The organism is Streptomyces sp. NPDC006261 (assembly GCF_040613515.1).
Classification (GTDB): Bacteria; Actinomycetota; Actinomycetes; order Streptomycetales; family Streptomycetaceae; genus Streptomyces.
In genome coordinates, this window is the sequence record NZ_JBEXSI010000076.1 from 1 (window position 1) to 26908 (window position 26908).

General features: G+C 70.3%; 15 protein-coding genes and 1 pseudogene. 7 read left to right on the top strand and 9 right to left on the bottom strand.

Translation table 11 applies throughout. The features are described 5' to 3' along the window. Positions 1-57 precede the first annotated feature (57 nt). The 3 genes from ABZ154_RS31460 to ngcE are packed head-to-tail and all read right to left on the bottom strand — an operon-like array spanning position 58 to position 3423. Entirely contained in the window at positions 58-1008 is a 951-nt protein-coding gene (locus ABZ154_RS31460) for a carbohydrate ABC transporter permease (RefSeq protein WP_356837773.1), read from the bottom strand. Further along, on the bottom strand, positions 1008-1928 hold the full coding sequence (locus ABZ154_RS31465; protein WP_356837774.1) for a sugar ABC transporter permease: 921 nt from the start codon (positions 1926-1928) through the stop codon (positions 1008-1010). Before ABZ154_RS31465 ends, ABZ154_RS31460 begins: the two co-directional genes overlap by 1 nt. 49 nt (positions 1929-1977) lie before the next feature. After that, the gene (gene ngcE, locus ABZ154_RS31470) at positions 1978-3423 is read right to left on the bottom strand and encodes an N-acetylglucosamine/diacetylchitobiose ABC transporter substrate-binding protein (protein WP_356837775.1); all 1446 of its coding nucleotides are present in this window, start codon (positions 3421-3423) and stop codon (positions 1978-1980) included. Positions 3424-3933: 510 nt separating this feature from the next. Between ngcE and ABZ154_RS31475 the strand changes: the two genes are divergently transcribed. Then, the gene (locus ABZ154_RS31475) at positions 3934-7806 is read left to right on the top strand and encodes a GH92 family glycosyl hydrolase (RefSeq protein WP_356837776.1); all 3873 of its coding nucleotides are present in this window, start codon (positions 3934-3936) and stop codon (positions 7804-7806) included. 60 nt (positions 7807-7866) lie between these two features. Here the strand turns inward: ABZ154_RS31475 and ABZ154_RS31480 are convergent, their stop codons facing one another. Then, positions 7867-8484 carry a histidine phosphatase family protein gene (locus tag ABZ154_RS31480; protein ID WP_356837777.1) on the bottom strand — a complete coding sequence of 206 codons (618 nt, stop codon included), beginning with the start codon at positions 8482-8484 and terminating at the stop codon, positions 7867-7869. A gap of 89 nt (positions 8485-8573) precedes the next feature. Here ABZ154_RS31480 and ABZ154_RS31485 point away from each other — a divergent pair, with 89 nt between their 5' ends. Continuing rightward, positions 8574-9200: an FxLYD domain-containing protein gene (locus ABZ154_RS31485; protein WP_356837778.1), complete on the top strand. Its 627-nt coding sequence runs from the start codon at positions 8574-8576 to the stop codon at positions 9198-9200. A 95-nt stretch (positions 9201-9295) separates the two neighbouring features. Here ABZ154_RS31485 and acnA read toward each other — a convergent pair whose 3' ends face one another. The 3 genes from acnA to ABZ154_RS31500 form a co-directional block, all read right to left on the bottom strand. Continuing rightward, positions 9296-12013: an aconitate hydratase AcnA gene (gene acnA, locus ABZ154_RS31490; RefSeq protein ID WP_356837779.1), complete on the bottom strand. Its 2718-nt coding sequence runs from the start codon at positions 12011-12013 to the stop codon at positions 9296-9298. A gap of 589 nt (positions 12014-12602) precedes the next feature. Beyond that, positions 12603-13145, bottom strand: a complete 543-nt coding sequence (locus tag ABZ154_RS31495; protein WP_356837780.1) for a hypothetical protein — start codon at positions 13143-13145, stop codon at positions 12603-12605. 181 nt (positions 13146-13326) lie between these two features. Continuing rightward, positions 13327-16116: a hypothetical protein gene (locus ABZ154_RS31500; RefSeq protein WP_356837781.1), complete on the bottom strand. Its 2790-nt coding sequence runs from the start codon at positions 16114-16116 to the stop codon at positions 13327-13329. A 193-nt stretch (positions 16117-16309) separates the two neighbouring features. On the opposite strand from ABZ154_RS31500, the pseudogene ABZ154_RS31505 reads away from it, so the two are divergent. The 4 genes and pseudogenes from ABZ154_RS31505 to ABZ154_RS31520 all read left to right on the top strand — a co-directional run bounded on the left by ABZ154_RS31505 (position 16310) and on the right by ABZ154_RS31520 (position 20211). Further along, a pseudogene (locus ABZ154_RS31505) lies at positions 16310-17138 on the top strand (alpha/beta hydrolase). A gap of 149 nt (positions 17139-17287) precedes the next feature. Further along, entirely contained in the window at positions 17288-18817 is a 1530-nt protein-coding gene (locus ABZ154_RS31510; RefSeq protein WP_128846718.1) for a UDP-N-acetylglucosamine 1-carboxyvinyltransferase, read from the top strand. Between the two features lie 314 nt (positions 18818-19131). Then, complete coding sequence (locus tag ABZ154_RS31515; protein ID WP_356837782.1) at positions 19132-19521, top strand: cold shock domain-containing protein; 390 nt, start codon at positions 19132-19134, stop codon at positions 19519-19521. Between the two features lie 102 nt (positions 19522-19623). Next, positions 19624-20211 carry a histidine phosphatase family protein gene (locus tag ABZ154_RS31520; protein WP_356837783.1) on the top strand — a complete coding sequence of 196 codons (588 nt, stop codon included), beginning with the start codon at positions 19624-19626 and terminating at the stop codon, positions 20209-20211. A gap of 153 nt (positions 20212-20364) precedes the next feature. On the opposite strand, the gene hemC is transcribed toward ABZ154_RS31520, so the two are convergent. Beyond that, entirely contained in the window at positions 20365-21312 is a 948-nt protein-coding gene (gene hemC, locus ABZ154_RS31525) for a hydroxymethylbilane synthase (protein WP_356837784.1), read from the bottom strand. A gap of 315 nt (positions 21313-21627) precedes the next feature. On the opposite strand from hemC, the gene ABZ154_RS31530 reads away from it, so the two are divergent. Beyond that, positions 21628-22884 carry an alpha-hydroxy acid oxidase gene (locus tag ABZ154_RS31530; RefSeq protein WP_356837785.1) on the top strand — a complete coding sequence of 419 codons (1257 nt, stop codon included), beginning with the start codon at positions 21628-21630 and terminating at the stop codon, positions 22882-22884. A gap of 88 nt (positions 22885-22972) precedes the next feature. On the opposite strand, the gene ABZ154_RS31535 is transcribed toward ABZ154_RS31530, so the two are convergent. Next, positions 22973-26908, bottom strand: a 3936-nt coding sequence (locus tag ABZ154_RS31535; protein ID WP_356837786.1) for an amino acid adenylation domain-containing protein, incomplete at its 5' end; no start/stop codon positions are given.

Consider the following 26908-nt stretch of genomic DNA (forward strand, 5'->3'; position numbering starts at 1 on the left):
CGGGGTGCCCCGGCGGAGTTTCTCCGCCGGGGCACCAGGCCGTTGTGGATATGTGACCTACTTCAGCGCACCCGCCGTCAGACCGGAGACGACCTGACGCTGGAAGATGATGTACGCCGCCAGCACCGGGAGCATCGCGATCACCAGGCCGGCGAAGAGGCCGGAGTAGTCGCCCTTGTACCCCTGGCTGGAGGCGAGCTCCACCAGCCCCTGGGCGAGCACCCGCTTCTCCGGGTCGGTGTTCAGCACCGTCGGCAGCATGTACTGGTTCCACTGCCCCAGGAAGTTGAAGATGCCGACGCTGATCAGGCCGGGCTTGGCCATCGGCAGCATCACCTGGAAGAACGTCCGGGTGTGCGAGGCTCCGTCGATGATCGACGCCTCCGCCACCGAGGTCGGCAGCGTACGGAAGAACGAGGTCAGGAAGAACACGGTGAACGGCAGCGAGTACGCGATGTACACGAGGATCAGGCCGTGGATCGTGTTCAGCATCCCCATGTTGTCCATGACGAAGAACAGCGGGACCAGCGCCAGCATGATCGGGAAACTCATGCCGCCGACGAACAAGAAGTAGATGAAGCGGTTGCCCGGGAACTCGAAGCGCGCCAGCACATAGGCGGCCATCGAGCCGAGGACCAGGGTGCCGGCGAGCGACCCGCCCACCACCAGGATGGTGTTCAGGAAGTACTCGCTCATGTGGGCCTGGCTCCAGGCCCGGCCCCAGGCATCGAAGTTCAGCGAGTCGGGCAGCGACCAGGGGGTGTTGAAGATGTCCGAGTCGGTCTTGAACGAGGACATCACCGCCCAGAACAACGGCAGGGCGACCATGATCGCCCACAGGACGAGCATCCCGTGCGAGAAGACGTTGAGGACCTGACCCTCGCTGCTCTTCGCGGGGGCCGGGGAGCCCTTGGGGGCAGTGCCGGTGCGCTGGGCGGGCACCTTGGCCGCGTCGGTGCCGGAGGAGGGCCCAAAGGCGCCGGAGGGAGGGGTGTCGGTGGTCTTCATCAGAACTCCAGCCGCTCGCGCCGGCCCACCCGCATGACGATGGCGGCGAACGCCAGGGTCACGAGGAGCAGAGCGACACCGATCGTGGTCGCGTAGCCCGCCTGTCCGTCACGGAACGCCGACTGGTAGACGTACAGCGGCAGGACGGTGGTCGAGTAGTCGGGCCCGCCGGGGCCGACGCTCATGATGTGGACGATGGCGAAGCCCTCGGCGCCGAGCGCCAGGATGCCCATGTAGACCCAGCCGGACTGGACCGTGTCCCACAGCAGGGGAAGCGTGATCCGGAAGAAGGTCGTGAAGCGGCTCGCCCCGTCCAGCAGGGCGGCCTCGTAGAAGTCCTTGGGGATGGAGGCCATGCCCGCGGAGAACAGCACCACGAAGAAGCCGGTGGTGCACCAGACGAGGACCGCCATGATGACCCACAGGGCCAGGTTCGGATCGCCCAGCCAGTCCGGTACGTCGTCGAAGCCCACGGCCTTGAGCGTGCCGTTGATCATGCCCTGGGCCGGGTCGAAGGCGAACTGGAAGAGGATCGCCACGATCGCGATCGAGAGCACCTGCGGGAAGAAGTAGGCGATCTTGTAGAAGCCGGAGCCCCGTACGCCCGCGATGGCGGCGCCCTTGCGGCGCCGGCCACCCACGTTGAGCATGAAGGCGAAGAAGAGCGCGAGGCCCAGCGTCACCAGCGGCAGCAGAACGGCCAGCAGCACACTGTGCTGCAGCGACTTCCAGAAGATGTCGTCATCGAGCATCTTGGTGTAGTTGTCGAAGCCGACCATCTTGAAGTCGGGGCTCAGACCCGTCCAGTCCGTGAACGAGTAGTAGATGGACTGGATGAACGGCCAGATGACGAAGAGGACGTACAACGCCATCGGGGCCACCAGGAACCCGATTATGAACCGGTATTTACCGTGCTGCATCGTTACCGACTCCGACCTTCCCCGAGCTGCCGCCGCTGGTGACGCGTGATCACTGGTGCCTGAAGTGCTTGATGGACTGGTCCTTGGCGGCCGCGTCGGCGAACGCCTGGATCTTCTTGATGGTCTCGGCCGGGGTGGCGCGGCCGGCCATCATCTCGCCGAGCGCCGCGACGCCGATCTGCTCCTTCTGGAGCTTCACGTACCAGTCCTGCAGACGGGGGTTGACCACATTGGTGCCCGCCTTGTCCAGGGCGGCGACACCGGACTTCAGGCCGTCGGAGAGCTCGATGCCATCAGTGCCGCCGTTGAAGGCGGAGAGCGACTTGGTGTTGGTGGTGAAGGACTTGGAGGAGGCCTCGCTGAGCATGATGCGCAGCTGCTCCATGCCACCCTCCGGGTTCTTCGCCTTGGCCGGGACGATGAACGGCTCGCCGCCGGAGGCCCAGATGGTGCCGAAGGGCAGCTTGTCCGAGGAGTCGAGGCTGGAGGGAGCGCCCACGGACAGCTTGAAGTCCTTGGGGATGATCGCCGCTTCCTCGTTCTCGACCCAGGAGCCGTTCGGGATGAACAGCGCCTTGCCGCGGGCCCAGGCGCCCTGCGAACCGCGGTGGTCCAGGCCCGGGGTGCCCTTCAGGATGTAGCCCTTGGCGTAGAGCTCGTAGTACGCCTCGAAGGCGGCCTTGACCGCGGGGTGCTCCCAGGCCTTCGGCTCCAGGTTGTCGATGGCGTCGAGGACCTCGACGCCGCCGATCTTTCCGATGAACGGGTAGAGCGAGAACGGGATGTAGTAAGGGTGCTTGCCGGGGTAGGTCCAGCCGGCGATGCCCTTCTTCTTCGCCTTCGCGCAGAGCGCGAGCATGTCGTCCCACGTCTCGGGGTACGTGGCGTCGAGCTTGTCCAACGCGGTCTGCGAGTACCAGACGCCGTAGACCGTGTACGCGTAGTACATGATCCAGACCGGGTCGCCGTCGAACTGGCCCATCTCGACGATGCCGGGCCGCAGGGTGTCGCGGACCGTCCTGGCGGGGTCGTCGATGGAGGGGGCGTCCAGCAGCGGGGTGAGGTCGGTGAGCTGCTTCTTGCCGACCAGGACCCCCATGTCCATCTGCTGAGCGCCGGAGTTGTCGATCAGGTCCGGCGGGGTGCCGCCGTTGAAGCGCGGCTGGAGGACCGACTGGATCTTCTGCGTGGCCGAGAACTTGATCTGCGCCTCGGGGTAGGTCTTCTTGTAGACGTCCCGGGCGTCCTCGGCGTACTTGGTGCCGAACCCGCCGTCGAAGATGACGATCTCCAGCGGGGCGCTGCCGTTGACGGCCAGCGGGTTCTTCTCGGTCTTCTCGCCCTTTTCGACCTTGTCGTCGGTGCCGCTGTCGCCGCTCGCGCAGGCGGACAGGAAGCTCATCGTCGGAACAGCGATCAGGCCGAGTGCGGCAGAACGCTTGATCAGATCGCGACGGCCAAGGCCCTCATTGTTCTGAGCGGAGGTGGATCCCATGCTCAAGTCCTCGCCTTCTCCAGGACTCAGGCGGTGTACCGGTCACCCGTCGAAAATTCGCCTCAGGCGAAGGGCCCCGCCACCGCGGTCGGTTGCGCTCGGGTCGTACAGATATGCAGGTGTACCGGAGATGAAGAACCGGCGGAGTGGGGGTGGTCGGAGAACCGTACCGCCAGGGCGTCGGTGACTCCCCCGCGGACGTCCCCTTGTCCCCCCGTGTGCGCATCCGTCGGAAACGGCTGTGCAGATGGCGACAGGTATAGTCCACTTGTCGCCAACTGAGCAAGATCGAATGCATGTTGGGACGACAGTCTTTCCCGAGTTGAGACCTCGCCGACTCCTCGGCACCCCACGCCCTCACCCAGGGGCAGCTTTTTCCCCTTACGGCCGATTCGTGGCCCGCCCTTGAGGCAACACTCTTGACACGTCCAGCCACTTGGCTCCCTACTGGACCTTGCATCCCGCTATGACAACGTTGTCCAAGCACGCTCCGGGGAGGAATGGCTCGGTATGCAGCCACCACGAGGTCTCCACCATGGCGCTGGAAAAGCCTTCAGCAGCGCCGCCCGTACGAGACGGAGCCGCACGGCCGCCGTCCTCGCGGCATCACTCGCCCTGGCCCTCGCGGCCCCCACGGCCGCCGTCGCCGGCCCGTCCCAGGCGCCGCAGAAGCCTTCTGGGGAGCGGACGTTCCGCTCCTCGTTCGAAGCGGACGAGAAGCAGCCGGACTGGCGCAACACGGTAGAGGAAGGACCGGACGGCACCGAGCGCTCGTCGGGTGTCGACGGCGGATTCTCCGCCGGAATACCGGGCAATGTCACCGACCGGGTGACCGACGTCCGCGCCAGCGCCGAGAACACCGCGGGCGGCGAGGTCAAGGAGAACCTGGTCGACGTCGAACCGGGCTCCAAGTGGCTGGCGTTCGCGAAGACCGGCTGGGTCGAGTTCGACCTGGACGAGCCGGTCAAGGTGGTGACGTACGCGCTCACCTCCGCCAACGACCACGCCCCGCGCGACCCGAAGGACTGGACGCTCAAGGGCTCCGCCGACGGCAAGGAGTGGACCGACCTCGACAAGCGCACGGGCGAGACCTTCGCCAAGCGGCACGAGACCAAGTCGTACGATTTCTCCTCCGACACCGCCTACCGGCACTTCCGCCTGGAGATCACCGCCAACAACGGCGCGCCGGACATCCTCCAGCTCGCCGACGTTCAGTTCTCGAACGGTGACACCTCCGCGCCCGTCCCCGGCGAGATGCGCAGCCAGGCCGACCGCGGCCCCTCCGGCTCGCCCACCGCGAAGGCGGGCGCGGGATTCACCGGAAAGAAGGCACTGCGTTACGCGGGTACCCACACGCCGGACGGCCGGGCGTACTCGTACAACAAGGTCTTCGACGTGAACACGGCCGTCACCAAGGACACCGAGTTCTCCTACCTCGTCTATCCGCAGATGGGCGAGACGGACCTCAACTACCCCGCGACCCACATCGCGGTGGACCTGGCCTTCACCGACGGCACGTACCTGAGCGAGCTCAAGGCCACCGACAGCCACGGCGGGCTGCTGACCCCGCAGGGCCAGGCCGACGCCAAGCGCCTCTACGTCAACCAGTGGAACAAGGTCGCCTCCCGCATCGGCACGGTGGCGGCGGGCAAGACGGTCGACCGGATCCTGGTGGCGTACGACTCCCCCAAGGGGCCGGCGAAGTTCCAGGGCTGGGTCGACGACATCGCGATCGCCCCGAAGGCGCCCGAGAAGCGCAAGGCGCATCTCTCGGACTACGCGCTCACCACCCGCGGCACCAACTCCAGCGGCGGCTTCTCGCGCGGCAACAACATTCCGGCCACCGCGGTCCCCCATGGCTTCAACTTCTGGACGCCGGTGACCAACGCCGGTTCGCTGAGCTGGCTGTACGACTACCACCGGGGCAACAACGAGGACAACCTCCCCACACTCCAGGCCTTCAGCGCCAGCCATGAGCCGAGCCCCTGGATGGGAGACCGGCAGACCTTCCAGGTGATGCCGTCGGCCGCGGCCGGCACCCCGGACGCCGCCCGCACGGCCCGTGCGCTGCCGTTCCGGCACGAGAACGAGACGGCGAAGCCGCACTACTACGGCGTCACGTTCGAGAACGGTCTCAAGGCCGAGATCGCGCCGACGGACCATGCGGCGCGGATGCGGTTCACCTACCCGGGCAAGGACGCGAGCCTGGTCTTCGACAACGTGTCGAACGCCGGCGGTCTCACCCTGGACCCCAAGACCCGCTCCTTCTCCGGCTACACGGACGTGAAGAGCGGCCTGTCCACCGGGGCGACCCGCATGTTCGTCCACGGCGTCTTCGACGCGCCGGTGACGGACAGCGGCAAGCTGAAGGGCGGAGGCGGTGACGACGTCACCGGCTTCTTCCGCTTCGACGCCGGCAAGGACCGCACGGTCAACCTGCGCCTGGCCACCTCGCTGATCGGCGTCGACCAGGCGAAGAAGAACCTGGCCATGGAGATCCCTGAGTCCACGTCCTTCGAGAAGGTGCAGCGCAAGGCGCAGGCGGCCTGGGACGGCATCCTGGGGACGATCGAGGTCGAGGGAGCCAACGCCGACCAGCTCACCTCGCTCTACTCCAGCCTCTACCGCCTCTACCTCTACCCGAACTCGGGCCACGAGAAGGTGGACGGCAAGAACAAGTACGCCAGCCCCTTCTCCAAGCCGGTCGGCACCGACACCCCGACGCAGACCGGGGCGAAGATCGTCGACGGCAAGGTGTACGTCAACAACGGCTTCTGGGACACCTACCGCACGACCTGGCCCGCCTACTCCTTCTTCTCCCCGAAGAAGGCCGGCGAGCTGGTGGACGGCTTCGTCCAGCACTACAAGGACGGCGGCTGGACGTCCCGCTGGTCCTCTCCCGGTTACGCCGACCTGATGACCGGCACCAGCTCGGACGTGGCCTTCGCGGACGCGTACGTCAAGGGCGTGCAGTTCGACGCGGAGGCGGCGTACGACGCGGCGGTCAAGAACGCCACGGTGGCCCCGCCTTCCTCGGGCGTCGGCCGCAAGGGCATGGAGACCTCCGTGTTCACCGGCTACGCGAACACCGCGACCCACGAGGGCCTGTCCTGGTCGCTGGAGGGCTACCTCAACGACTACGGCATCGCGCGGATGGGCGAGGAGCTCTACAAGAAGACGAAGAAGGCGCGGTACAAGGAGGAGTCCGCCTACTTCCTCAACCGTGCGCAGAAGTACGTCAAGCTCTTCGACGAGAAGGCGGGCTTCTTCCAGGGCAAGAAGCCCAACGGCGACTGGCGCCTCCCCTCCGACCAGTACGACCCCCGCGTCTGGGGCTACGACTACACGGAGACCAACGGCTGGGGGTACGCCTTCACCGCCCCGCAGGACAGCCGGGGGCTGGCCAACCTGTACGGCGGCCGCGCGGGGCTCGGCAAGAAGCTGGACACCTACTTCTCCACGCCGGAGACGGCGGGCCCGGAGTTCGTCGGCAGTTACGGCGGGGTGATCCACGAGATGACCGAGGCGCGTGACGTACGGATGGGCCAGTACGGGCACAGCAACCAGGTCGCCCACCACGCCACGTACATGTACAACGCGGCCTCGCAGCCGTACAAGACGCAGGAGAAGGTCCGCGAGGTGCTGGGCCGCCTCTACGTCGGCAGCGAGATCGGGCAGGGCATCCACGGTGACGAGGACAACGGCGAGCAGTCGGCGTGGTACCTCTTCTCGGCGCTCGGCTTCTACCCGCTGGTGATGGGCAGCGGGGAGTACGCGATCGGCTCGCCGCTCTTCAAGAAGGTCACCGTCCGCATGGACAGCGGCCGGAAGCTGACCGTCAAGGCCCCGAAGAACAGCGCGGAGAACATCTACGTGCAGGGCGTGAAGGTCAACGGCAAGAAGTGGAGCTCCACCGCGCTGCCCCACGACGTGCTGGCCAAGGGCGGCACGCTGGAGTTCGACATGGGCCCGAAGCCGTCCGCCTGGGGCACGGGGAAGGACGCGGCCCCGGTCTCCATCCAGAAGGACGACAAGGCCCCCGCGCCCAAGGGCGATGTGCTGAAGGGCGACGGCGCTCTGTTCGACAACACCTCGGCGACTTCGGCGGAGGTCACGTCGGTCGAGCTGCCGGTGGACTCGGCCACGAAGGCGCTCCAGTACACGCTGACGTCGTCGGCGGCGGACAAGGCCCCGAAGGGCTGGGCCCTCCAGGGCTCGTCCGACGGCAACAAGTGGACGGACATCGACCGCCGCTCCGGCCAGTCCTTCGCCTGGGACAGGCAGACCCGCGCCTTCTCGGTGGACCGGCCCGGCGCGTACGCGAAGTACCGGCTGGTGCTGACGGGTCCGGCGACGCTGGCGGAGGTGGAACTGCTCTCCTGATCCGTACGCGACGCGTGCGGCGGCCGGTACCCCGAGGGCGGGGTGCCGGCCGCCGGCGTTTCAGGCCTCGTGCAGGCTCTCGGGGAGGGCCACGTTGAGCGCGGCGACCACCGGCCGGCCGTGTTCGGTGCCGAGCCGGGAGACGGCCCCGGTGGCGAGCTGGAAGAGCCGGCCCTCGGCCGGGGTCAGGCCGAGGTAGCGGGCGGTGAGGACGCGCAGGAAATGCGAGTGCGCGACGAGCGCGATGTCCGCGTCCCCGAGCCCCTCGGCGGCTGACCGGACGCCCGCGAGCACCTGGTCGGCGCGCTGCCCGACGTCGGCGGGGCTCTCTCCGGGGTGCTCGTCGGAGCCGGGGTCGACGCCGTCGGTCCAGAGGTTCCAGAAGGGGCGGGTGCGGCGGATCGCCTGGGTGGTGATGCCCTCGTAGCCGCCGTAGTCCCATTCCCGCAGCTCGGGGGTGACCCGGGGGGCGTGGAGTCCGGCCAGCTCGGCGGTGCGGCGGGCCCGGATCGAGGGGCTGACGAGAGTGAGGCCGATGTTCCGGTCGGCGAGCAGCGGCACGAGGGCGCGGGCCTGGCGCTCGCCGGTGGCGGTCAGAGGGAGGTCGGTCCAGCTCGTGTGCTGCCCGGAGCGGGACCATTCGGTCTCGCCGTGCCGGATGAGGATCAGCTCGCCCATGGTGGTCCGTTCACTCTCGGTGATGGTGGCGCGGGTGGAGCCACGTACCGTAAGTCCCTCACCTGGCCGACTTCCCGTGGGGGGACCTCATGTCCGACAACTTGCCGCCTCCGCCGCCCGAACAGCCGCAGCCTCGGCCCCAGCCGGAGCACCACGCTCCGGTGGGAGCGCCGCCGTCCGCTTCGCCCTGGGCCGCTTCTCCCGCACCGCCGGGCAAGCAGCGTACGGGGCTGATCGTGTCGCTCGCCGTGGGCGGTGGGCTGGTGGTGGCGGGGGCGACGGTGGCGCTCGTCTACTCCCTGATGGACTCGGTCGCGGACTCCATCGCGCTGCCGCCCGCACGGTCGGACGCGCCCTACTCCGAGCCGTACGACGAGGAGCCGTACGACGAGGAGCCGGTGGAGGAGGCCGAGCCGGAGCCCGTCGCGCCCGAGCCTCCCGCCGAGGAGGACGTCACCATCACGAAGTGCGTGCGGGACTCGCTGATCGGCTGGCAGCACGCCGATCTGAAGATCGTGAACGGGAGCGGGGACCCGGCGGGCTATGTCGTGTTCGTCGAGTTCCTGGATGCGCAGGGCGCGGTGCTGACCAACGGCATCGCGACCACCGACGACCTGGCCCCCGGCGCGTCGGTGAAGGTGAAGGCGCAGGGAGTCGGCGAGGTACCGACGGGCACGAAGTGCCGCATCAAGCAGGTGCAGCGGGACCCGATGTAGCGCTACGGCGCCGTGACCGATACGACGTGACGCCGAAGGGCCGCATCCCGGAGAGACCCGGGATGCGGCCCTTCTTCACTCGGCCACCGGTCCGCCTACTTGCGGATCAGGCTGCGGAGCACGTACTGCAGGATGCCGCCGTTGCGGTAGTAGTCCGCCTCGCCGGGGGTGTCGATACGGACGACGCCGTCGAACTCCACGCCGGTGTCGGTGGTGACCTTGACCGTGCGCGGGGTGGTGCCGTTGTTCAGCTCGGTGACGCCGGTGAAGGAGAAGGTCTCCTCGCCGGTGAGGCCGAGGGACTCGGCGTTCCGGCCCTCGGGGAACTGGAGCGGCAGGACGCCCATGCCGATGAGGTTCGAGCGGTGGATGCGCTCGTAGGACTCGGCGATGACGGCCCTGACGCCGAGGAGCGCGGTGCCCTTGGCGGCCCAGTCACGGGACGAACCGGAGCCGTACTCCTTGCCCGCGAGGATCACGAGGGGGGTGCCGGCGGCCTGGTAGTTCTGCGAGGCGTCGTAGATGAACGACACCGGGCCGTCATCCTTGGTGAAGTCGCGGGTGTAGCCGCCCTCGGTGCCCGGCGCGATCTGGTTGCGCAGGCGGATGTTGGCGAACGTGCCGCGGATCATGACCTCGTGGTTGCCTCGGCGTGAGCCGTAGGAGTTGAAGTCACGGCGCTCGATGCCGTGCTCCGTGAGGTACTTGCCGGCCGGGGTGTCTGCCTTGATGGCGCCGGCCGGGGAGATGTGGTCGGTGGTGACCGAGTCGCCGAGCTTGGCGAGCACCCGGGCGCCGGTGATGTCCTCGACCGGGGTCGTCTCCATCGTCATGCCCTCGAAGTACGGGGGCTTGCGCACGTAGGTGGACTCGGAGTCCCACTCGAAGGTGTCGCCGGTCGGGATCGACAGCGCCTGCCACTGGGCGTCGCCCGCGAAGACGTCCTGGTAGGACTTGTTGAACATGTCCTCGCCGATGGCGTTCGCCACGACGTCGTTGACCTCGGCCTCGGTGGGCCAGAGGTCGGTCAGGTGGACCGGCTTGCCCTCCTGGTCGACGCCGAGCGCGTCCTTGGTGATGTCGACCTTCATCGAACCGGCGATGGCGTACGCGACGACCAGCGGCGGGGACGCCAGGTAGTTCATCTTGACGTCGGGGTTGATCCGGCCTTCGAAGTTACGGTTGCCGGAGAGCACCGAGGTGACGGCGAGGTCGTTGTCGTTGACCGCCTTGGAGACCTCGTCCGGCAGCGGGCCGGAGTTGCCGATGCAGGTGGTGCAGCCGTAACCGACGAGGTTGAAGCCCACCTTGTCGAGGTACGGGGTCAGGCCCGCCTTGTCGAAGTAGTCGGTGACGACCTTCGAGCCCGGGGCCAGGGTGGTCTTGACCCACGGCTTGCGGGTCAGGCCCTTCTCGACCGCCTTCTTCGCCACGAGTGCGGCGGCGACCATGACGTACGGGTTCGAGGTGTTGGTGCAGGAGGTGATCGCGGCGACGGTGACGGCGCCGTGGTCGATCTCGTACGTGGAACCGTCGGGGGCCGTGACGGTGACCGGCTTGGACGGGACACCGTTCGGCGTGGTGGAGGGGGCGTCGGAGGCCGGGAAGGACTCCTTGCTCGCCTCCATCTCGTCCGCGACGTAGTTGCGGACGTCCTGGGCGAACTGCTGGGAGGCGTTCGCCAGGACGATGCGGTCCTGCGGGCGCTTGGGGCCGGCGATGGAGGGGACGACCGTGGAGAGGTCGAGCTCCAGCTTCTCGGAGAAGTCCGGCTCGGCGGCCGGGTCCAGCCAGAGACCCTGCTCCTTGGCGTACGCCTCGACGAGGGCGACCTGCTGCTCGTCGCGGCCGGTCAGACGCAGGTACTTCAGCGTCTCGTCGTCGATGGGGAAGATCGCGGCGGTGGAGCCGAACTCCGGCGACATGTTGCCGATGGTGGCGCGGTTGGCCAGGGAGGTGGCGGCGACGCCCTCACCGTAGAACTCGACGAACTTGCCGACGACGCCGTGCTTGCGGAGCATCTCGGTGATGGTCAGCACGAGGTCGGTGGCGGTGGTGCCGGCCGGGAGCTCGCCGGTCAGCTTGAAGCCGACGACGCGCGGGATGAGCATGGAGACCGGCTGGCCGAGCATCGCTGCCTCGGCCTCGATGCCGCCGACGCCCCAGCCCAGCACACCGAGGCCGTTGACCATGGTGGTGTGCGAGTCGGTGCCGACGAGGGTGTCGGGGTACGCCTGGCCACCCCGGACCATGACCGTACGGGCCAGGTGCTCGATGTTCACCTGGTGGACGATGCCGGTGCCCGGGGGGACGACCTTGAACTCGTCGAAGGCGGTCTGGCCCCAGCGCAGGAACTGGTAGCGCTCCTTGTTGCGGCCGTACTCCAGCTCGACGTTCTGGGCGAACGCCTCGTTGGTGCCGAACTTGTCGGCGATGACGGAGTGGTCGATGACCAGCTCGGCCGGCGCCAGCGGGTTGATCTTCGCCGGGTCGCCGCCCAGCTCCTTCACGGCCTCACGCATGGTGGCGAGGTCCACGACGCACGGCACGCCGGTGAAGTCCTGCATGATCACGCGCGCCGGCGTGAACTGGATCTCCTGGCTGGGCTGCGCCTGGGAGTCCCAGCCGCCGACGGCACGGATGTGGTCGGCGGTGATGTTCGCGCCGTCCTCGGTACGGAGCAGGTTCTCCAGCAGGACCTTCAAGCTGTACGGGAGGCGCGCGGAGCCCTCTACCTTGTCCAGCTTGAAGATCTCGTACGACTCGTCGCCCACGCGCAGCGTGCTGCGGGCGTCGAAGCTGTTCGCCGACACGACAGTCTCCTTCTTCAATGTGCGCGTTCTACCGCGCCGCGCCTCATTGGCAGCGGGCGCCGCGTTGTGCCGCCTACGGCCCCGACCATCCGCTAAGGTAAGGCTTAGTTAGGCATGCCTTACCAGGCGGCGGCTGCGGTGCGCCTCGGCAGATATCTCGATGTCGAGATAACTCTAGTACATAGCCGCCGCTCGGTCATGGCCAGGTGCACTCTTCCTGCTTCTCCATCCACGGCTCGGCACCTCGGTGGCTCCGGGTGAGATGTCCGGCTCGAGGAGCGGCCTTCATCGAGGTGGCCGGGGTGCCGGTCTCGCCGGCCAGCTTCAGCCCCTCGGGGCTCGATCCACCGCGTAGCGCGCCAGGTCCAGATCGACGTCGCGCCAGTCACCGGTGGCCTCGTCCTCGAAGCGCCACACCCAAGCCGTCCTTGCCCTCGCCCGCCGCCGCGTCAACGCCCTCTGGGCTCTCCTCCGCGACGGACGGTGCTACGAGCTCACGCCGCCGACCGCCCTCGCGGCTTGACAGACAGCATGAGGAATCACTGCGACGGGTCAGCCCTTCCGCGCATGCCCAGGTGCTTACGCGCTCCTACCCGCGCCGCCGGACGCGATGCCGACGGTGGCAGGAGAGTGTGACAGCCGCGGTCAGCGGACCCCAGAGGACCAGCGGCTGGTAGAGGACGCCGACGACCAGGTTCCCGGTGGCCGTCATCTCCTCGTGCGGGTACGTCCACCAGAGGGGCACGGTTGCCCAGATCAGGGTCAGAGCCACCGCACCCGGGGCGGCGGCGACGACGGCGGCCATGGGGCGCACACCGCGCCCGCCGATCAGCGGGATCCAGCGCGGTACGACCTCGCCCCACGGGCGGACCAGGCCGATGGTCAGGAGGGCGGCCAGCTCGCTGACCACGCTGAGGGTCAGCATCCAGACCTGGGCATCGACCGTCGCGAAGGGCTCGAAGCCCGCCTCTGTGTAGCCGGCGGGGTGCCCGAGCACCAGGGCGATGCGCCACAGCGCGCTCGGCAGGACCACCAGCGCGGCGAGGTGCGCGGCCCGGACCGCCCAGCGCGGCGGCGGCGCCACGGGTGTCCGCGAGGTGGCAGGGGGCTTCTGCGAGGTCATGCGACTCATCGTGGCCGCCCGTCCTCGCACGTTCATCAGCCGGTGCGGCGGACCTCATGAGCCTCCGGTACGAGAGGTACGCGGCGGGGTCGGCCGGGCGGCGGAGGCCCGGTCGTCCCCCTGCGGGCCCGACAGAGGTCCGGCCCCTCCGCATGATCGCGGAGGGGCCGGACCTGGTCCACCGGGCGGGCTACGGCGCGTCGCGGACCGTGCCCTCGAAGGGCGGGCCCAGCGGCGCGCCCTCGTCGTCCGTGGGCTGGAAGCGGACGTACTCGGCCGGCTCCTTCACCTGGTCACGGATGGTCGGGACGGTCAGGTCGGCGGTCTTCCCGCCCGCCGGGACCGTCGTCCACAGCGTCCCGTACTCGACCTTCGACAGCGGGACCGCCGGGTTCGGGATCTCCTCCACGAGCTGGGACAGCCACTCCTCGTCGACGTCGGCCGTGGACAGCTCCGGGCGGCCGCCGGTGACGGGGACCAGCTGGGCCAGGGCCCAGATCTCGATGTCCGCCTTCTCCGACAGGGTGATGCGCCACGTCAGCGGCGCGCCCTCGGTGACGTCGGCGGTCACCGGCTTGACGGTCACCTTCGGCATCGGGTCGTCGTTCTCGGCGGTGACCCCGCCGGCGTCCGCGCCGATGACCGTTCCCCGGACCGCCTTGACCAGGATGTCGTGGGGCTTGTCCCAGCCGTAGCGCTTGTTGCCCACGACCTTCACCGTGAGCTTGATCCCGGCGGTGCCGGGGCCGACCTTGACCAGGCGGCCGGCCGACTTGCCGGTCTCCGGGTCGACGACGTACAGCCGGACCGCTCCGGCGTTCTTACCGGTGGTGCGGACGGGCACCTGGTACGTACGGAAGCCCGAGTCGCCCTCCTTGACCGTGAGGCGGCCGATGTCGACGCGGGCGAGCGGCGCGGCCTTCACCGCGGGCGTGCCCGGCTTCCACGACCAGGCGTCCATCAGCCAGGCCTTGCCGGAACGGGACTTGGGGGTCAGCTCCAGGGAGGCGATCTTGCCGAGGTTCAGCTTGGCGCGGGTCGCGGCGGTCAGCGGGACGCGGACCTCCTGCGCCCAGTACGAGGTGGTGCGGTCGGTGCCGGGGAGCCCGTCGATCCGGACGCTGCCCAGCTTGGCCCGCTTGCCCTTGGCGTCCTTGACATGCACGTCGAAGCGGGTGCCGCTGGTGTTCGGGGGGACGGCGACGCGGAGCGCGAGGCTCTTGGCGCCCTTGACCGAGACCGGCTTCTTCGGGGTGGCGCGCGCGACCGTACCCGGCTTCTTCCAGTCCAGGGCGACCGCGCGGCGGCCGGCCTCGTGCTCGGGGCGCCACTGCGCGAAGTGCGGCGAGGAGCCGGGGTCCTTCTCGCCCAGGCACGCGGAGCGGCCGGGGGCGACGGCGTCGCACAGCCTGGCGCCGCTGACCTTCGGCGAGCCCTGCGGGTCGTCGGGGAGGAAGGCCGCGCCGCGGTTGCCGCCGACCGCGTGGGTGAGCACCCGGGCGGGGTCGGCGGAGGGGGCGCGGCGGCCGGTGCCGTCGACGAGCTGGCGTACGCGGTCGTCACCGCCGACGAACAGCCGTGCGGCGGCGGCGATGTAGGTCGCGCCCGCCTTGTGCTGCTGGTTGGCGGTGAGCCGTCCGGTGGCACCGGGCGAGCAGAGGGGGTCGGGCGACTCGGGCTCGTGCCAGAAGTCGTCGTCCGCCGGGGCCTTGGCCTGGCCGGGGGTCCACTCGCTGTTGAAGTAGTTGTGGTTGGCGCCGACCATGTAGACCGAGCTGTGGAGGGCCTTGCCCCGGCTGACACCCCGGGTGCCGTCCGTGAACACCTGGCCCTGGAGGTCGGAGACGTCACCGTCGCAGCCCGGCAGGATGGTGAGCGAGGGAACGTCCGGCACCGGGTTCTGGCCGAAGATGGTGGGGCCGATGTGGACCGTGCCGCGGATGTTCCAGCGGGCCTTGGACCGGTAGCCGTCCTGGGCTGCCGGCGGCTTGTACAGGCTGTCCATCACCGCACGGTTGACGCCCTCGCCACCGCGCGAGTGGCCGACGAGGAGCACCCGGGACAGGTCGGTCTTCGGACCCTTGCGCACGGCGGCCGGGGCGGAGGCGGGCCTCGCGGCCCAGTCGGCCCAGCGGCCGAGGTGGTTGCGGATCAGTGAGGAGCGGGCCTGCGCGCCGCCGTCCTCGGCGTTCCAGTCCTGGCCGTTGATGCCGTTGGCGGAGATCGAGACGGTCACATACCCCTGGGAGGCCAGCAGCTTCTGGTCCCTCAGATAGCCCCGGTGGCTGGGGATCGGCTTGCTGCCCTTGGCGCAGGGCCAGTCGATGGAGATCTCCTCGGCCTTGCCGGGGACGTAGCAGGTGGCGTGGCGGCCGTGCAGGAAGAGGGCGACGGGACGCTTGCCGGCCGCCTTCTTCGGGGCGACGACGACACCCCGCATCTCGACCGGCGCGGGAAGGCCGGGAAGCTTGACGGAGGAGAGGCTGTACTCGCCGGTGGTGGTGGCGTACGTGCCGGCCTTGCCCGGGTCGACGGCCCCCGCGGGCAGCTTGGGCGGGAGCTTCGGGGCCGGCGGCTTGGCCTGGCGGCTCGCGCCGGCGCCCGGGGCCTCGTCGAGCCGGCGCCCGGCGGCCTGGACCTGGAGGTCGTCCAGGTCGGCGGTGCGGACCTCGTCGAGCGGGAGGCGGAAGGTCCGGCCGTCGTCCTGCGGTTCGGGTACGCCCACGAGTGCACCGTTCGCGCGGAACTCCACGCGGGCGTCGCCCATGGGGACCGGCTCGGGCGCGCGCCACTCCAGGTGGCTCTGCCCGTCCTCACCGGCGACGCGCCAGCCGGGTGGCAACGCGTCGCCGGCATGGGGTGTCGCGGTGGCGCCGGGTATCTCCGGTGGCACCGGGGCGGCGTACGCCCCCGTCGGCGCCACCCCCGCCACCGTCAGCACCGCTATCGCGGCGGCCCATGCTCTCCGGCCACGTATCAAAGCTCCTCCTCAATCCTGGTCGTGCGCGCGTCCGTTCCGGTGGTCTGTTCCGGGTCGAACACGCTCTCGGAGATCGAGACGGGGAGGCGAACCTGTGGGTTGCCTCTGCGGCAGGAGTGATGTGTGACCCTCGCGCGGCGTTGGTCGGCAGTTTCGTGCGGCGGGAGCGTCCCACGCGGTGGAGGGTGGCGGAGTGAGGGTCAGGGAGAGCGATCTGCGGCCGTCGGACGGCCGCGGGCTCCATGTGTACGACACCGGCGGCGACGGGCTCGTCGTCCTCCGGCACCACGGCACGCCGAACATCGGCTCCCCGCCCGCGCCGCTCTTCGCCGCCGCCGCGGAGTCGGGCATCCGCTGGGGGTCGTACGACCATCCCGGCCACGGCGGTTCCTCCCCCTCCCCGGCCGGGACACCGCGTCGGCCGCAGCCGACGTGCGGGCGACCGCCGACGCGCTGGGCATCGACCGCTTCGCCGTCCTCGGCCACTCCGGCGGCGGTCCGCACGCGTCGGCCTGCGGTGCCCGGCTGCCCGACCGGGTCGTCGGGTTGGTGACGGCCGCGGGACTCGCTCCGTACGGCGCCGAGGGACCTCGACTGGTTCGCTGGCATGATGCCGCCCCTCAGCGGCCTCACTGCGGGCGGCCACCGAGGGGCGGGCGGCGAAGGAGGCGTACGAGGCGGGCGCCGCTCACGACCCGGAGATGTTTGCCGACGCCGACCACGAGGCGCTGGGCGGTGACTGGTCCTGGTTCGACCAGGTCGTGGGCCCGCTCCAGGGGGCGGGCCGGATCGCCTGATCACCGACGACCTGGCGTACGTCGCGCCCTGGGGCCGCGACCCCGTACGGATCAGCCGTGCTCCTGCTCCACGGCGGCCAGGACCGGACAGCACCGGCCGCCCACAGCCGCCGGCTCGCCGACCGCTGCCCGACGGCGAACCGCGGGTGCGCCCGGCGGAGGGGCGTCTCCGTGCTCGACGCGGGCGCGGAGGCCCTGCAGTGGCCGGCGGCCCGGCGCGGCTGACCCGGCCCTCACCCCGTACGGCCGCGCGCCCCGCGCCCCGTCGCCCCGCCCGGGGGACGATGCAGGCGCGGGGCGACCGTTGCACGCCCCTCACTCGAACGGCACACCCCCACATCAGCCTCATCTCATATCTGAGATAACCTGCCGCCATGTCAGACGACTACCTCGCACGCATCGGCAAGCTCATCCGTGACGCCCGGCAGCACCGGGGCTGGACACAGACGCAGCTGGCCGAGGCGCTCGCCACGAGCCAGAGCGCCGTCAACCGCATCGAGCGCGGCAACCAGAACATCAGCCTTGAGATGATCGCCCGCATCGGCGAAGCTCTCGACAGCGAGATCGTGTCGCTCGGTTACTCCGGGCCCATGCATCTGCGGGTCGTCGGCGGCCGCCGGCTCTCCGGCGCCATCGACGTCAAGACCAGCAAGAACGCCTGCGTCGCGCTGCTGTGCGCCTCGCTGCTCAACAAGGGCCGCACGGTCCTGCGCCGGGTTGCCAGGATCGAGGAGGTGTTCCGCCTCCTGGAGGTGCTGAACTCCATCGGGGTGCGCACGCGCTGGATCAACGACGGCGTGGACCTGGAGATCGTGCCGCCCGCGCAGCTGGAGATGGAGGCGATCGACGCCGACGCCGCGCGCCGAACCCGCTCCATCATCATGTTCCTGGGCCCGCTGCTGCACCGGATGGAGCAGTTCACCCTGCCCTACGCGGGCGGCTGCGACCTGGGCACCCGCACGATCGAGCCGCACATGATCGCGCTGCGCCGGTTCGGCCTGGAGATCGCCGCCACGGAGGGGCTGTACCACGCACAGGTGGACCGCTCGGTCTCCCCCGGCCGTCCCATCGTGCTGACCGAGCGCGGCGACACCGTGACCGAGAACGCCCTGCTGGCCGCCGCCCGCCACGACGGTACGACGGTCATCCGCAACGCCTCCTCCAACTACATGGTCCAGGACCTCTGCTTCTTCCTGGAGGCGCTGGGCGTCCGGGTCGACGGCATCGGCACGACGACGCTCACCGTGCACGGGGTCCCGCAGATCGACGTGGACGTGGACTACTCCCCCTCCGAGGACCCGGTCGAGGCGATGAGCCTGCTGGCCGCTGCGGTGGTGACCGAGTCCGAACTCACCATCCGCCGGGTGCCGATCGAGTTCCTGGAGATCGAGCTCGCGGTCCTGGAGGAGATGGGCGTCGACTGCGACCGCACACCGGAGTACGCGGCCGACAACGCCCGGACCCGGCTGGTGGACCTGACGGTGCGGCCCTCCAAGCTGGAGGCGCCGATCGACAAGATCCACCCGATGCCGTTCCCCGGCCTCAACATCGACAACGTCCCGTTCTTCGCGGCCATCGCGGCCTCCGCGCACGGCCAGACCCTGATCCACGACTGGGTCTACGACAACCGCGCGATCTATCTCACCGACCTCAACCGCCTCGGCGGCCGCCTCCAACTCCTCGACCCGCACCGGGTCCTGGTCGAAGGCCCCACCCGCTGGCGCGCCGCCGAAATGATGTGCCCGCCCGCGCTGCGGCCCGCCGTGGTGGTGCTGCTGGCGATGATGGCGGCCGAGGGCACCTCCGTACTGCGCAACGTCTACGTCATCAACCGGGGTTACGAGGAGCTGGCGGAGCGGCTCAACTCGGTGGGGGCGCAGATCGAGATCTTCCGGGACATCTGACATGAGAATGCCGCCGCACCCCTTCCGGCCCGCTACTCAGTTGGGCAGGGAGGGGTGCGGCGGCGTCGACGTACGGCTCGGTACGGCTCGTACGGGTACGGCTGGCAGCGGCCTTGGTGGGCCGGCTGCACGGTTCCCGGGCCGACATGCCGCCGACTGCCGGGGCGGGGGCGGCGGCGCGGATGACGACCGCCGTAGGCCGCGTGCCACCGTGACAGCGAAGGGTCGCTTCCGCGGTGACGCACGGCTACGCTCGGTTCAACTCCGCGGGCAAGGGGCCAGTGGGGACGAGACGTTGATTTGCTGAGGTTGTCATGGTGGCTGGCCGTGTAGTGCGTTTCGACCATGTGCGAGGGTACGGATTCATCACTCCGGAGACCGGCGGGGACGATGTGTTCCTGCACGTCAACGACATGCAGGTGTCCGAGTCGCTGGTGAGTCCCGGCGTGCGGGTCGAATTCGAGATCGAGAACGGTGAGCGGGGGCCGAAGGCCGCGGGGGTTCGCCTGGCCCCCTGGGAGACCGGCAAGCCGAGCCCTTCGTACGACGACTCGCTCTGCGACGTGCTCACCCCGGTGGAGTTCACCCAGGAGGTCACCGAGGTCCTGCTGGCGGCGGCCCCCTCGCTGACCGGCCAGCAGATACTGCAGGTGCGCGGTGGGCTGGCCCAGTTCGCGAAGGACCATGGCTGGACGGAGGGCTGAAGCTCGGCCACGGTCCCGGAGTGAACAGTTGACCCGGCAGCGGAAGGTCAGCATCATCCAGATGTTCGGATCATTCCACTGGCTTCCTGCGGAGGGAATCTCATGGCGACTCGGCGTCTGTACGTGGTCAGGCACGGCGCGGCGGACGCGTTCGGGGCACTGACCGATGTGGGGCAGCGGCAGACGCAGTTGCTCGCGGAGCGCCTGGCCCGACTGCCGATCGGTGCCGTATGGCACTCGCCGTTGCCGCGGGCCGTGCGCTCGGCTCAGCTCATCGGTGAACGGCTGGGCGGTGTCCCGGTGCAGCCGGCTCCCGAGTTGATCGATCACGTCCCGCACGTGCCGGAGAAGCCGCCGGCGGCCATGGCAGGGGTGTTCGACGGATACGACCCCGTGGAAGCGGCCACAGGGGAGCGGCTCGCGGACGCGCTGACCGACCGGTTCGCGCGCGACGCCGACGTCGAGACGAATGAGGTCCTGATCACCCACGCCTACCAGGTGGCGTGGCTCCTCCGGCATGCGCTGGACTCTCCCCGGGAGCGATGGCTGGGGCTGAACTGCGGGAACGCGTCGGTGACGGCCATCGAGTACTACACGGGCGCGGCTCCGTCAGTGCTGGTGTACAACGACATGAGCCATCTGCCGGCGGAGCTTCGCTGGACGGGGTTCGGCCCCGGCGTCCGGCCCTGAACCGACAGGGCGTCAGGCCCCGGGCTCCCGGGGGACGTCCGGCCTTGGGCCCGTAGGGCCGGCTTCGGGCCCGTGGGACCGCGGTCGAGGGGCGTCCGACCCTGAGCCGTGGGACCGCGGCCGGGTCCTCCTCCGTCGTCGCGGCCAGGATCCCTACAGGCCCCGGCCGCGCCCCGGGCCGTCGAGCAGTTCCCGGGCGCCCTGGCGGAGCAGTGCCGTGCCGACCGAAACGCCCAGAGCCGTGGCGGCGTGGGGCTCGGCCCGCTCCTGGGCGTGCAATACCTTCTTGCCGTCGGCGCTGAAGACGCAGGCCCGTAGTAGGAGAACGCCGTCCGCGGTGGCCCGGGCGAATCCGGCGATCGGGCTACCGCAGTGGCCCTGAAGGACGTGCAGCAGCGCCCGCTCGGCGGTCACCTCCTGATGTGTGGCGTCATCGCCGATGGCTCCCACCGCCTCGATCAGCCCGGTGTCGCCCTCGCGGCACTGGAGTGCCAGCGCCCCGGCACCCAGCGCCGGCACCATCAGCTCCGGATCGATGATCTCGCTGATGGCGTCCGGGCGGTCGATCCGCTCCAGGCCGGCCACCGCCAGCACCAGCGCATCGGCGTCGCCCGCGGCCATCCGGGCCAGGCGCCGATTGGCGTTGCCGCGCATCGGTACGCACTCCAGATGCGGTTGCGAGGCGGCCAGTTGGGCCGTGCGCCGCACGGAGGAGGTGCCGATCCGGGTGCCGGGCGGCAGTTGATCGAGCGTGCGGCCGGCCGGGTCCACCAAGGCGTCGCGGATGTCGTCGCGGGCCAGAAAGGCGGCGAAGACCGTGCCGGGCGTCAGCGGGCGGTCGCCGGGGATGTCCTTGACGCAGTGCACAGCGAGATCGGCCGCTCCGGCCAGCAGCGCGGCGTCCACCTCCTTGGTGAAGGCGCCCTTGCCATCGACCAGCGACAGGTCACCCAGCCACCGGTCGCCGGTGGTGCGCACGGGAACCACCTCGGTCAGCGTCCCCGGGTACGCCGCGCCCAGTGCGGCGCGTGCCCGTTCGACCTGGGCCAGCGCCATGGGCGAGTCACGGGAGACGATCCGGATCACCTCGGGAAGAACCATGGCGTCACGATAGACGCGCGGTGTCCGGGCCTCCTGCGCAGTTGAACGGGGCCCCAGGATCGTGGCGGGCCGGAAACCGACCGGGTCGGGGCCGCTCCCCCACGTCGGAACGCACCGGCCCGCCCGGTGACGTACGGGTTCCCGGTGCGGTACGCGAACCGGTGGGATCCCGGCAGTACTGCGCAGCCGAACAGTTGTCGTCCCCCGTTCGCTCGCGGACGTACAGTGCCCGTGACGTGGCAGGACCGGGCCCCCGGGGCTTCGCGGGCGCGGCCCGCGGCCGGCCACGAGGGCCCCAGAGAAGAAGGTGGGGCCATGGACGGCTACCCGTCATCTCCGGTGGGCGACCGCCCCCGGCGCCGGATCCCGCGTGCGGCGGAACTCCTGCCGCTGCTGCGGCCACGATGGCCGCACCTCGATGCCACCCGACGACGGCTCGCCGCCGCCGCCGATGTGTCGGACCTGCGGGCGATCGCCCGTCGCCGTACGCCGCGAGCCGTGTTCGACTACACGGACGGAGGCGCTGGCGAGGAACTCACGCTCGCCCGCAACCGGGCCGCGTTCCGCCGGATCGAGTTCCGGCCGAGCGTGCTGCGGGACGTCTCGTCCGTCGACACCTCGACCTCAGTGCTGGGCGAGGTGGCCGCGCTGCCGATCGCGCTGGGCCCGACCGGCTTCACCCGGATGATGCACCACGAGGGCGAGACGGCCGTGGCTCGGGCCGCGGCGGCCCACGGCGTGCCGTACACGCTGTCCACGATGGGGACCACGGCCGCCGGGCCGCTGGCCGCCGCCGTACCCGGAGTCCGCCGCTGGTTCCAGCTGTACCTGTGGCGGGACCGGGCCCGCAGCCTCGACCTGGTGCTCAGCGCCGCCGAGGCGGGCTACGAGGCACTGATGCTGACCGTGGACACACCGGTCGCGGGGCCACGGCTGCGGGATGTGCGCAACGGCATGACCATTCCGCCGGCGCTGAGCGCGCGCACTCTGCTGGACGGGGCGCTGCGGCCGTGGTGGTGGATGAACCTGCTGACCACCCCGCCCCTGGAGTTCGCCTCCCTCAGCCGGTGGCAGGGCACCGTCGCGGATCTCGGCAACCTGATGTTCGATCCCGGGGCGAGGGCCGATGACGTGGCCTGGCTGCGGGAGGTCTGGCCGGGCAAGCTCATCGTCAAGGGCGTCCAGACGGCCGAGGACGCCCGGATGATCGCCGGGCTCGGCGTGGACGCCCTCGTCGTCAGCAACCACGGCGGGCGGCAACTGGACCGCTCACCGGTGCCGTTGGAGGAGTTGCCCGCCGTGGTACGGGCGGTCGACGGCGCCGCGGAGGTCTACCTCGACGGAGGCGTACGGTCCGGCGCGGACGCGGTGGCGGCGGTCTGCATGGGTGCCACGGCCGTCCTCGTCGGCCGCGCCTACCTCTACGGGCTGATGGCGGGCGGGGAGGCCGGCGTGAACCGGACCCTGGACATCCTCTGCACGGAGTTCCGGCAGACCATGCAGTTGCTGGGCGCCACCTCGGTCGGGGAGCTCACGCCGGACCGGGTCCGGCTGCGCGGTGGCCCGGCATAGTGACCACCCGCCCGTGGAGGTCATGACCTCCACGGGCGCGAGCACGCCGGAGATGTACCAGGTCTCCCGCCCTGCCGGCACACCTCCCTCAGGAATCGGCGGAGCCGTGCCGCAGGCGGTCCTGGACCAACGCGCCGATCTCACTGAGCGTCTCCGGCTTGAGCATGCCGGCGTGGGAGCAGTCCATCCGCCGGTACTCCACCGGGCCGTCGAGGTACGCGTGCCACACGTCCGCCTCCAGCACGCTGTCGGTCTCCTGGGTGGCCGCGAACAGCATCATCTCGGACTCGACCCGTCGGTGCCGATATCCCCGGGTGATGGCGATGTTGTTCTCCATGACCCGCATGATGGTGAGGAACTCGCTCTCCTCGATGCTGCCGAGGACGGTGTTGGTCGTCCGGGCCACCGCCGCGAACTCCTCGAACGTCATCTCCTCCACGGGTACTTCGGCGGTGCTCACCCCCAGCAGTTCGAGGATTCCCCGGTAGTACGCCTCGTGCGCGTGCTCGGGGATGTCCTCCTCGTCCTCGGCCGGCTTGGCGTCGAGGCAGACGAGCAGCTCGACCCGCTGACCGCGCTCGGCCAGCCGGGCAGCCATCGCGTGGGCGATGATGCCCCCGAAGGAGTGCCCCATCAGCCGGTACGGTCCTTCGGGCTGCACCCCCACCATGGCCTCGATGCAGTCGTCGGCCACCTCCTCGACCGTCCCCGGCAGCCTGTCCGGGTCCGACAGCCCCCGGGCCTGGAGACCGTAGACGGGGATGTCGGCGCCTATGTGCGGCAGCAGGCTCGCGTAGTTCCAGCACATCCCGCCACCCGAATGCAGGCAGAACAGGGGCGCCCGGTCTCCCTTGGTCCGCAGCGGCAGCAGCACCTCGAAGGCGCTGGACGCTCCCGTGGATGCCGGGCCCCGGCCGGTCCCCTCGTCCGCGTCCTGGTCGAGCCGCAGTGCGAGTTCGGCGACGGTGGGCGCCTCGAAGAGGATCCGCAGCGGCAGTTCGACGCCGAGGATGGCCCGGATCCGGCTGATCAGTCCGGTGGCGAGCAGGGAGTGACCGCCGAGGTCGAAGAATCCGTCGTCCACGCTCACCCCGGACAGGCCCAGGACCTCGGCGAAGAGCGTGCACAGCACCTCTTCCTGCGGGGTGCGCGGAGGACGGCCCGACCGGCCCCCGTAGTCGGGGGCCGGCAGTGACTTGCGGTCCACCTTGCCGTTGGGGCTCAGCGGCAGTTCGGGCAGGGCCGTCACCGCCGCGGGCACCATGTAGCCCGGCAGCCGGTCGCGCAGCGTCTCGCGCACGGCGGTCACCGAGAAGCCGTCGAGGTCCTCGGGCACCACGTAGGCGACGAGCCGCGGATCGGTGCCGCCGTGCCGGTGGACGCTCACGTAGGCCTGGACGATGCCGGGCTGCCGCAGCAACTCGGCCTGCACCTCGCCGGGTTCGACCCGGAAGCCGCGGATCTTGACCTGGTCGTCGGCGCGGCCGAGGTACTCCAGCTGCCCCTCGGCGTTCCACCGGACCACGTCACCGGTGCGGTACATCCGCTCGCCCGCGCCGCCGAACGGGTTGGCCACGAACCGTTCGGCCGTGAGCCCCGGCCGGCCCAGATAGCCACGGGCCAGGCCCGCCCCGGCCACGTACAGCTCGCCAATGACGCCCTGCGGCACCGGGTTAAGTCCGGCGTCCAGGACGTACCCCGAGAGACCGAACAGGGGCCGTCCCATGGGGACCACTCCGGTCTCGCGGCCGGTCAGGGGGGTGCTCATCGCCGCGCCGACCGTCGACTCGGTGGGCCCGTACGCGTTGATCATGCGGCGGCCGGGCGCCCAGCGCTCCACCAGGTCCGGTGAGCACGCCTCACCTGCCACCAGCAGCACCGCCAGGTCCGGGAAGGGTGTGCCGGGCCCCTGTGCGTCGAGGGTGGCCAGCACGGAGGGGGGCAGTGTCACATGGGTCACCCGCTGACGGCTCAGCGTCCCCGCCAGCGCCTCGCCGGCCAACGCGTCGGCGGAGGCGGCCACGAGGGCCGCACCCGAGGCGAAGGCCATCACCAGCTCCCACACGGAGACGTCGAAGCTGGGCGAGGCGAACTGCAGCACCCGGCTGTCCGGCGTGAGCGCGAACGCGTCCAGCTGGGCCCGCGCGAGGTTGGCGAACCCGGCGTGGGTCACCTCGACACCCTTGGGCCGGCCGGTGGAGCCGGAGGTGTAGATGACGTACGCGGTGTGCGCGGGATGGATCGTCACGCCCGGGTCGGTGTCCGGGAGCGCCTCTTGGTCAGCCCCGTCCGCCCAGCCGTCGTCGAGGACCACGGCGGGCTCGGCGTCGGCCAGCATGTAGGCGATCCGGTCGGCCGGATAGTCCGGGTCCACCGGAACGTAGGCGGCGCCGGTCTTGATCACGCCCAGGATGGCGACGACCAGCTCCGGACCGCGCCGCATCAGCAAGGCCACCCGCTGCCCGGGGCCGACGCCCAGGCGCAGCAGACGGTGGGCGACCCGGTTCGAGCGGCGGTCCAGTTCGCGGTAGGCCATCTCGCCCTCGCCCGAGACCGTCGCCACCGCGTCCGGTGCCCGCCGGGTCGCCGCGGCGAACAGTTCCGGCAGGGTCACCGGTGGCAGGTCGGCCCGGTCGGCTCCGGACCAGGCGAGCAGCCTGCCGCGCTCGCCCGGGGCGAGGATCTCCAGTGACCTCACCGGCTGTCGGGGGTCGCCGACCGCCGAGCCCAGCAGGCGCGACCAGCGCGCTGTGAACGCGTCGATGGTCGCCGCGTCGTACAGGTCGGTGGCGTACTCGACGAGGCCGGCGATACCGGCCGGTGCGCCGTCTTCGTCGAACGTCTCGGTGACGCTGACGAAGACGTCGAACTTGGCGGACCCGGCCCCCGCCTTCTCGGCCCCCACCCGCAGGCCCGGCAGCTCGAAGCGGGCCCCGTCGTCGTTCTGCAGGACCAGCACCACCTGGAACAAGGGGTGGTGAGCGGTGGACCGCTGGGGGTTGAGCTTCTCCACCAGGTACTCGAACGGCAGGTCCTGGTGGGTGTACGCGGCCAGGCAGGTCTCCCGCACCCGCGCCAGCAGCTCGGCGAAGGTCGGGGACCCCGAGGTGTCCGTGCGCAGCACCAGCGTGCTGACGAAGAACCCGACCAGATCGTCCAGGCCCTCGTCACCACGGCCTGCGATGGGCGACCCCACGGGGATGTCGTCCCCGACCCCGAGCCGCGACAGCAGAGCCGCCAGCCCCGCCTGTAGGACCATGAACAGCGTCGCGTCCGCCGAACGTGCCAACTGCCGCAACCCGGCATGCGTGTCAGCCCCGATGTGGAACTGCGTGACGTCGCCACGGTACGTCGGGAGCGCCGGGCGCGGCCGGTCCGTGGGCAGCGTGGCCAGCTCCGGCAGCCCCGCCAGCTGGTCGGACCAGTACGCGGCCTGCCGGGCGAACAGGCTGTCCGGATCGGCATCGTCACCGAGCAGGTCGTGCTGCCAGAGCGTGAAGTCGGCGTACTGCAACGGCAGCGGCGCCCAATCGGGGCGTGCGCCGTCGCGGCGGGCGGTGTACGCGGCGACCAGGTCGCGCACCAGCGGCCCCATCGACCAGCCGTCGGCGGCGATGTGGTGGATGATCAGGACCAGTACGGAGGTGTCCGGCCCGGTCACGAGCAGCCCGGCCCGCACCGGGACCTCCCGGTCCAGCTCGAAACCGTGCCGCACGATCCGTGCCACCCGCTCGGACACCTGCTCCTCACCGAGCTCCTCCACCGCGACATCGATCCGCGCCTGCTCCGGGAGAAGCACCCGTTGGTGGGGCTGTCCGTCGATGTCGGGGAAGACCGTGCGCAACGGCTCGTGCCGGGCGATCACATCATTGATCGCCGCCTCCAACGCACCGGCGTCCAGCTTCCCGGCCAACCGGAGGACCAACGGCATGTTGTACGTCGCCGACGCACCCTCGAACTTGTACAGGAACCACAACCGCCGCTGCGCGAACGACAACGGCAACAACCCGGGCCGCACACGCGA

Excerpts from the sequence above, each read along its gene's own strand:
- ABZ154_RS31530 (WP_356837785.1), top strand. The coding sequence starts at position 21,628 with ATGGACGGCTACCCGTCATCTCCGGTGGGCGACCGCCCCCGGCGCCGG.
- ABZ154_RS31520 (WP_356837783.1), top strand. The coding sequence starts at position 19,624 with ATGGCGACTCGGCGTCTGTACGTGGTCAGGCACGGCGCGGCGGACGCG.
- ABZ154_RS31495 (WP_356837780.1), bottom strand. The coding sequence starts at position 13,145 with ATGAGTCGCATGACCTCGCAGAAGCCCCCTGCCACCTCGCGGACACCC.
- ABZ154_RS31465 (WP_356837774.1), bottom strand. The coding sequence starts at position 1,928 with ATGCAGCACGGTAAATACCGGTTCATAATCGGGTTCCTGGTGGCCCCG.
- ABZ154_RS31515 (WP_356837782.1), top strand. The coding sequence starts at position 19,132 with ATGGTGGCTGGCCGTGTAGTGCGTTTCGACCATGTGCGAGGGTACGGA.
- ABZ154_RS31480 (WP_356837777.1), bottom strand. The coding sequence starts at position 8,484 with ATGGGCGAGCTGATCCTCATCCGGCACGGCGAGACCGAATGGTCCCGC.
- ABZ154_RS31510 (WP_128846718.1), top strand. The coding sequence starts at position 17,288 with ATGTCAGACGACTACCTCGCACGCATCGGCAAGCTCATCCGTGACGCC.
- hemC (WP_356837784.1), bottom strand. The coding sequence starts at position 21,312 with ATGGTTCTTCCCGAGGTGATCCGGATCGTCTCCCGTGACTCGCCCATG.
- ABZ154_RS31475 (WP_356837776.1), top strand. The coding sequence starts at position 3,934 with ATGCAGCCACCACGAGGTCTCCACCATGGCGCTGGAAAAGCCTTCAGC.
- ABZ154_RS31460 (WP_356837773.1), bottom strand. The coding sequence starts at position 1,008 with ATGAAGACCACCGACACCCCTCCCTCCGGCGCCTTTGGGCCCTCCTCC.
- ABZ154_RS31485 (WP_356837778.1), top strand. The coding sequence starts at position 8,574 with ATGTCCGACAACTTGCCGCCTCCGCCGCCCGAACAGCCGCAGCCTCGG.
- ngcE (WP_356837775.1), bottom strand. The coding sequence starts at position 3,423 with ATGGGATCCACCTCCGCTCAGAACAATGAGGGCCTTGGCCGTCGCGAT.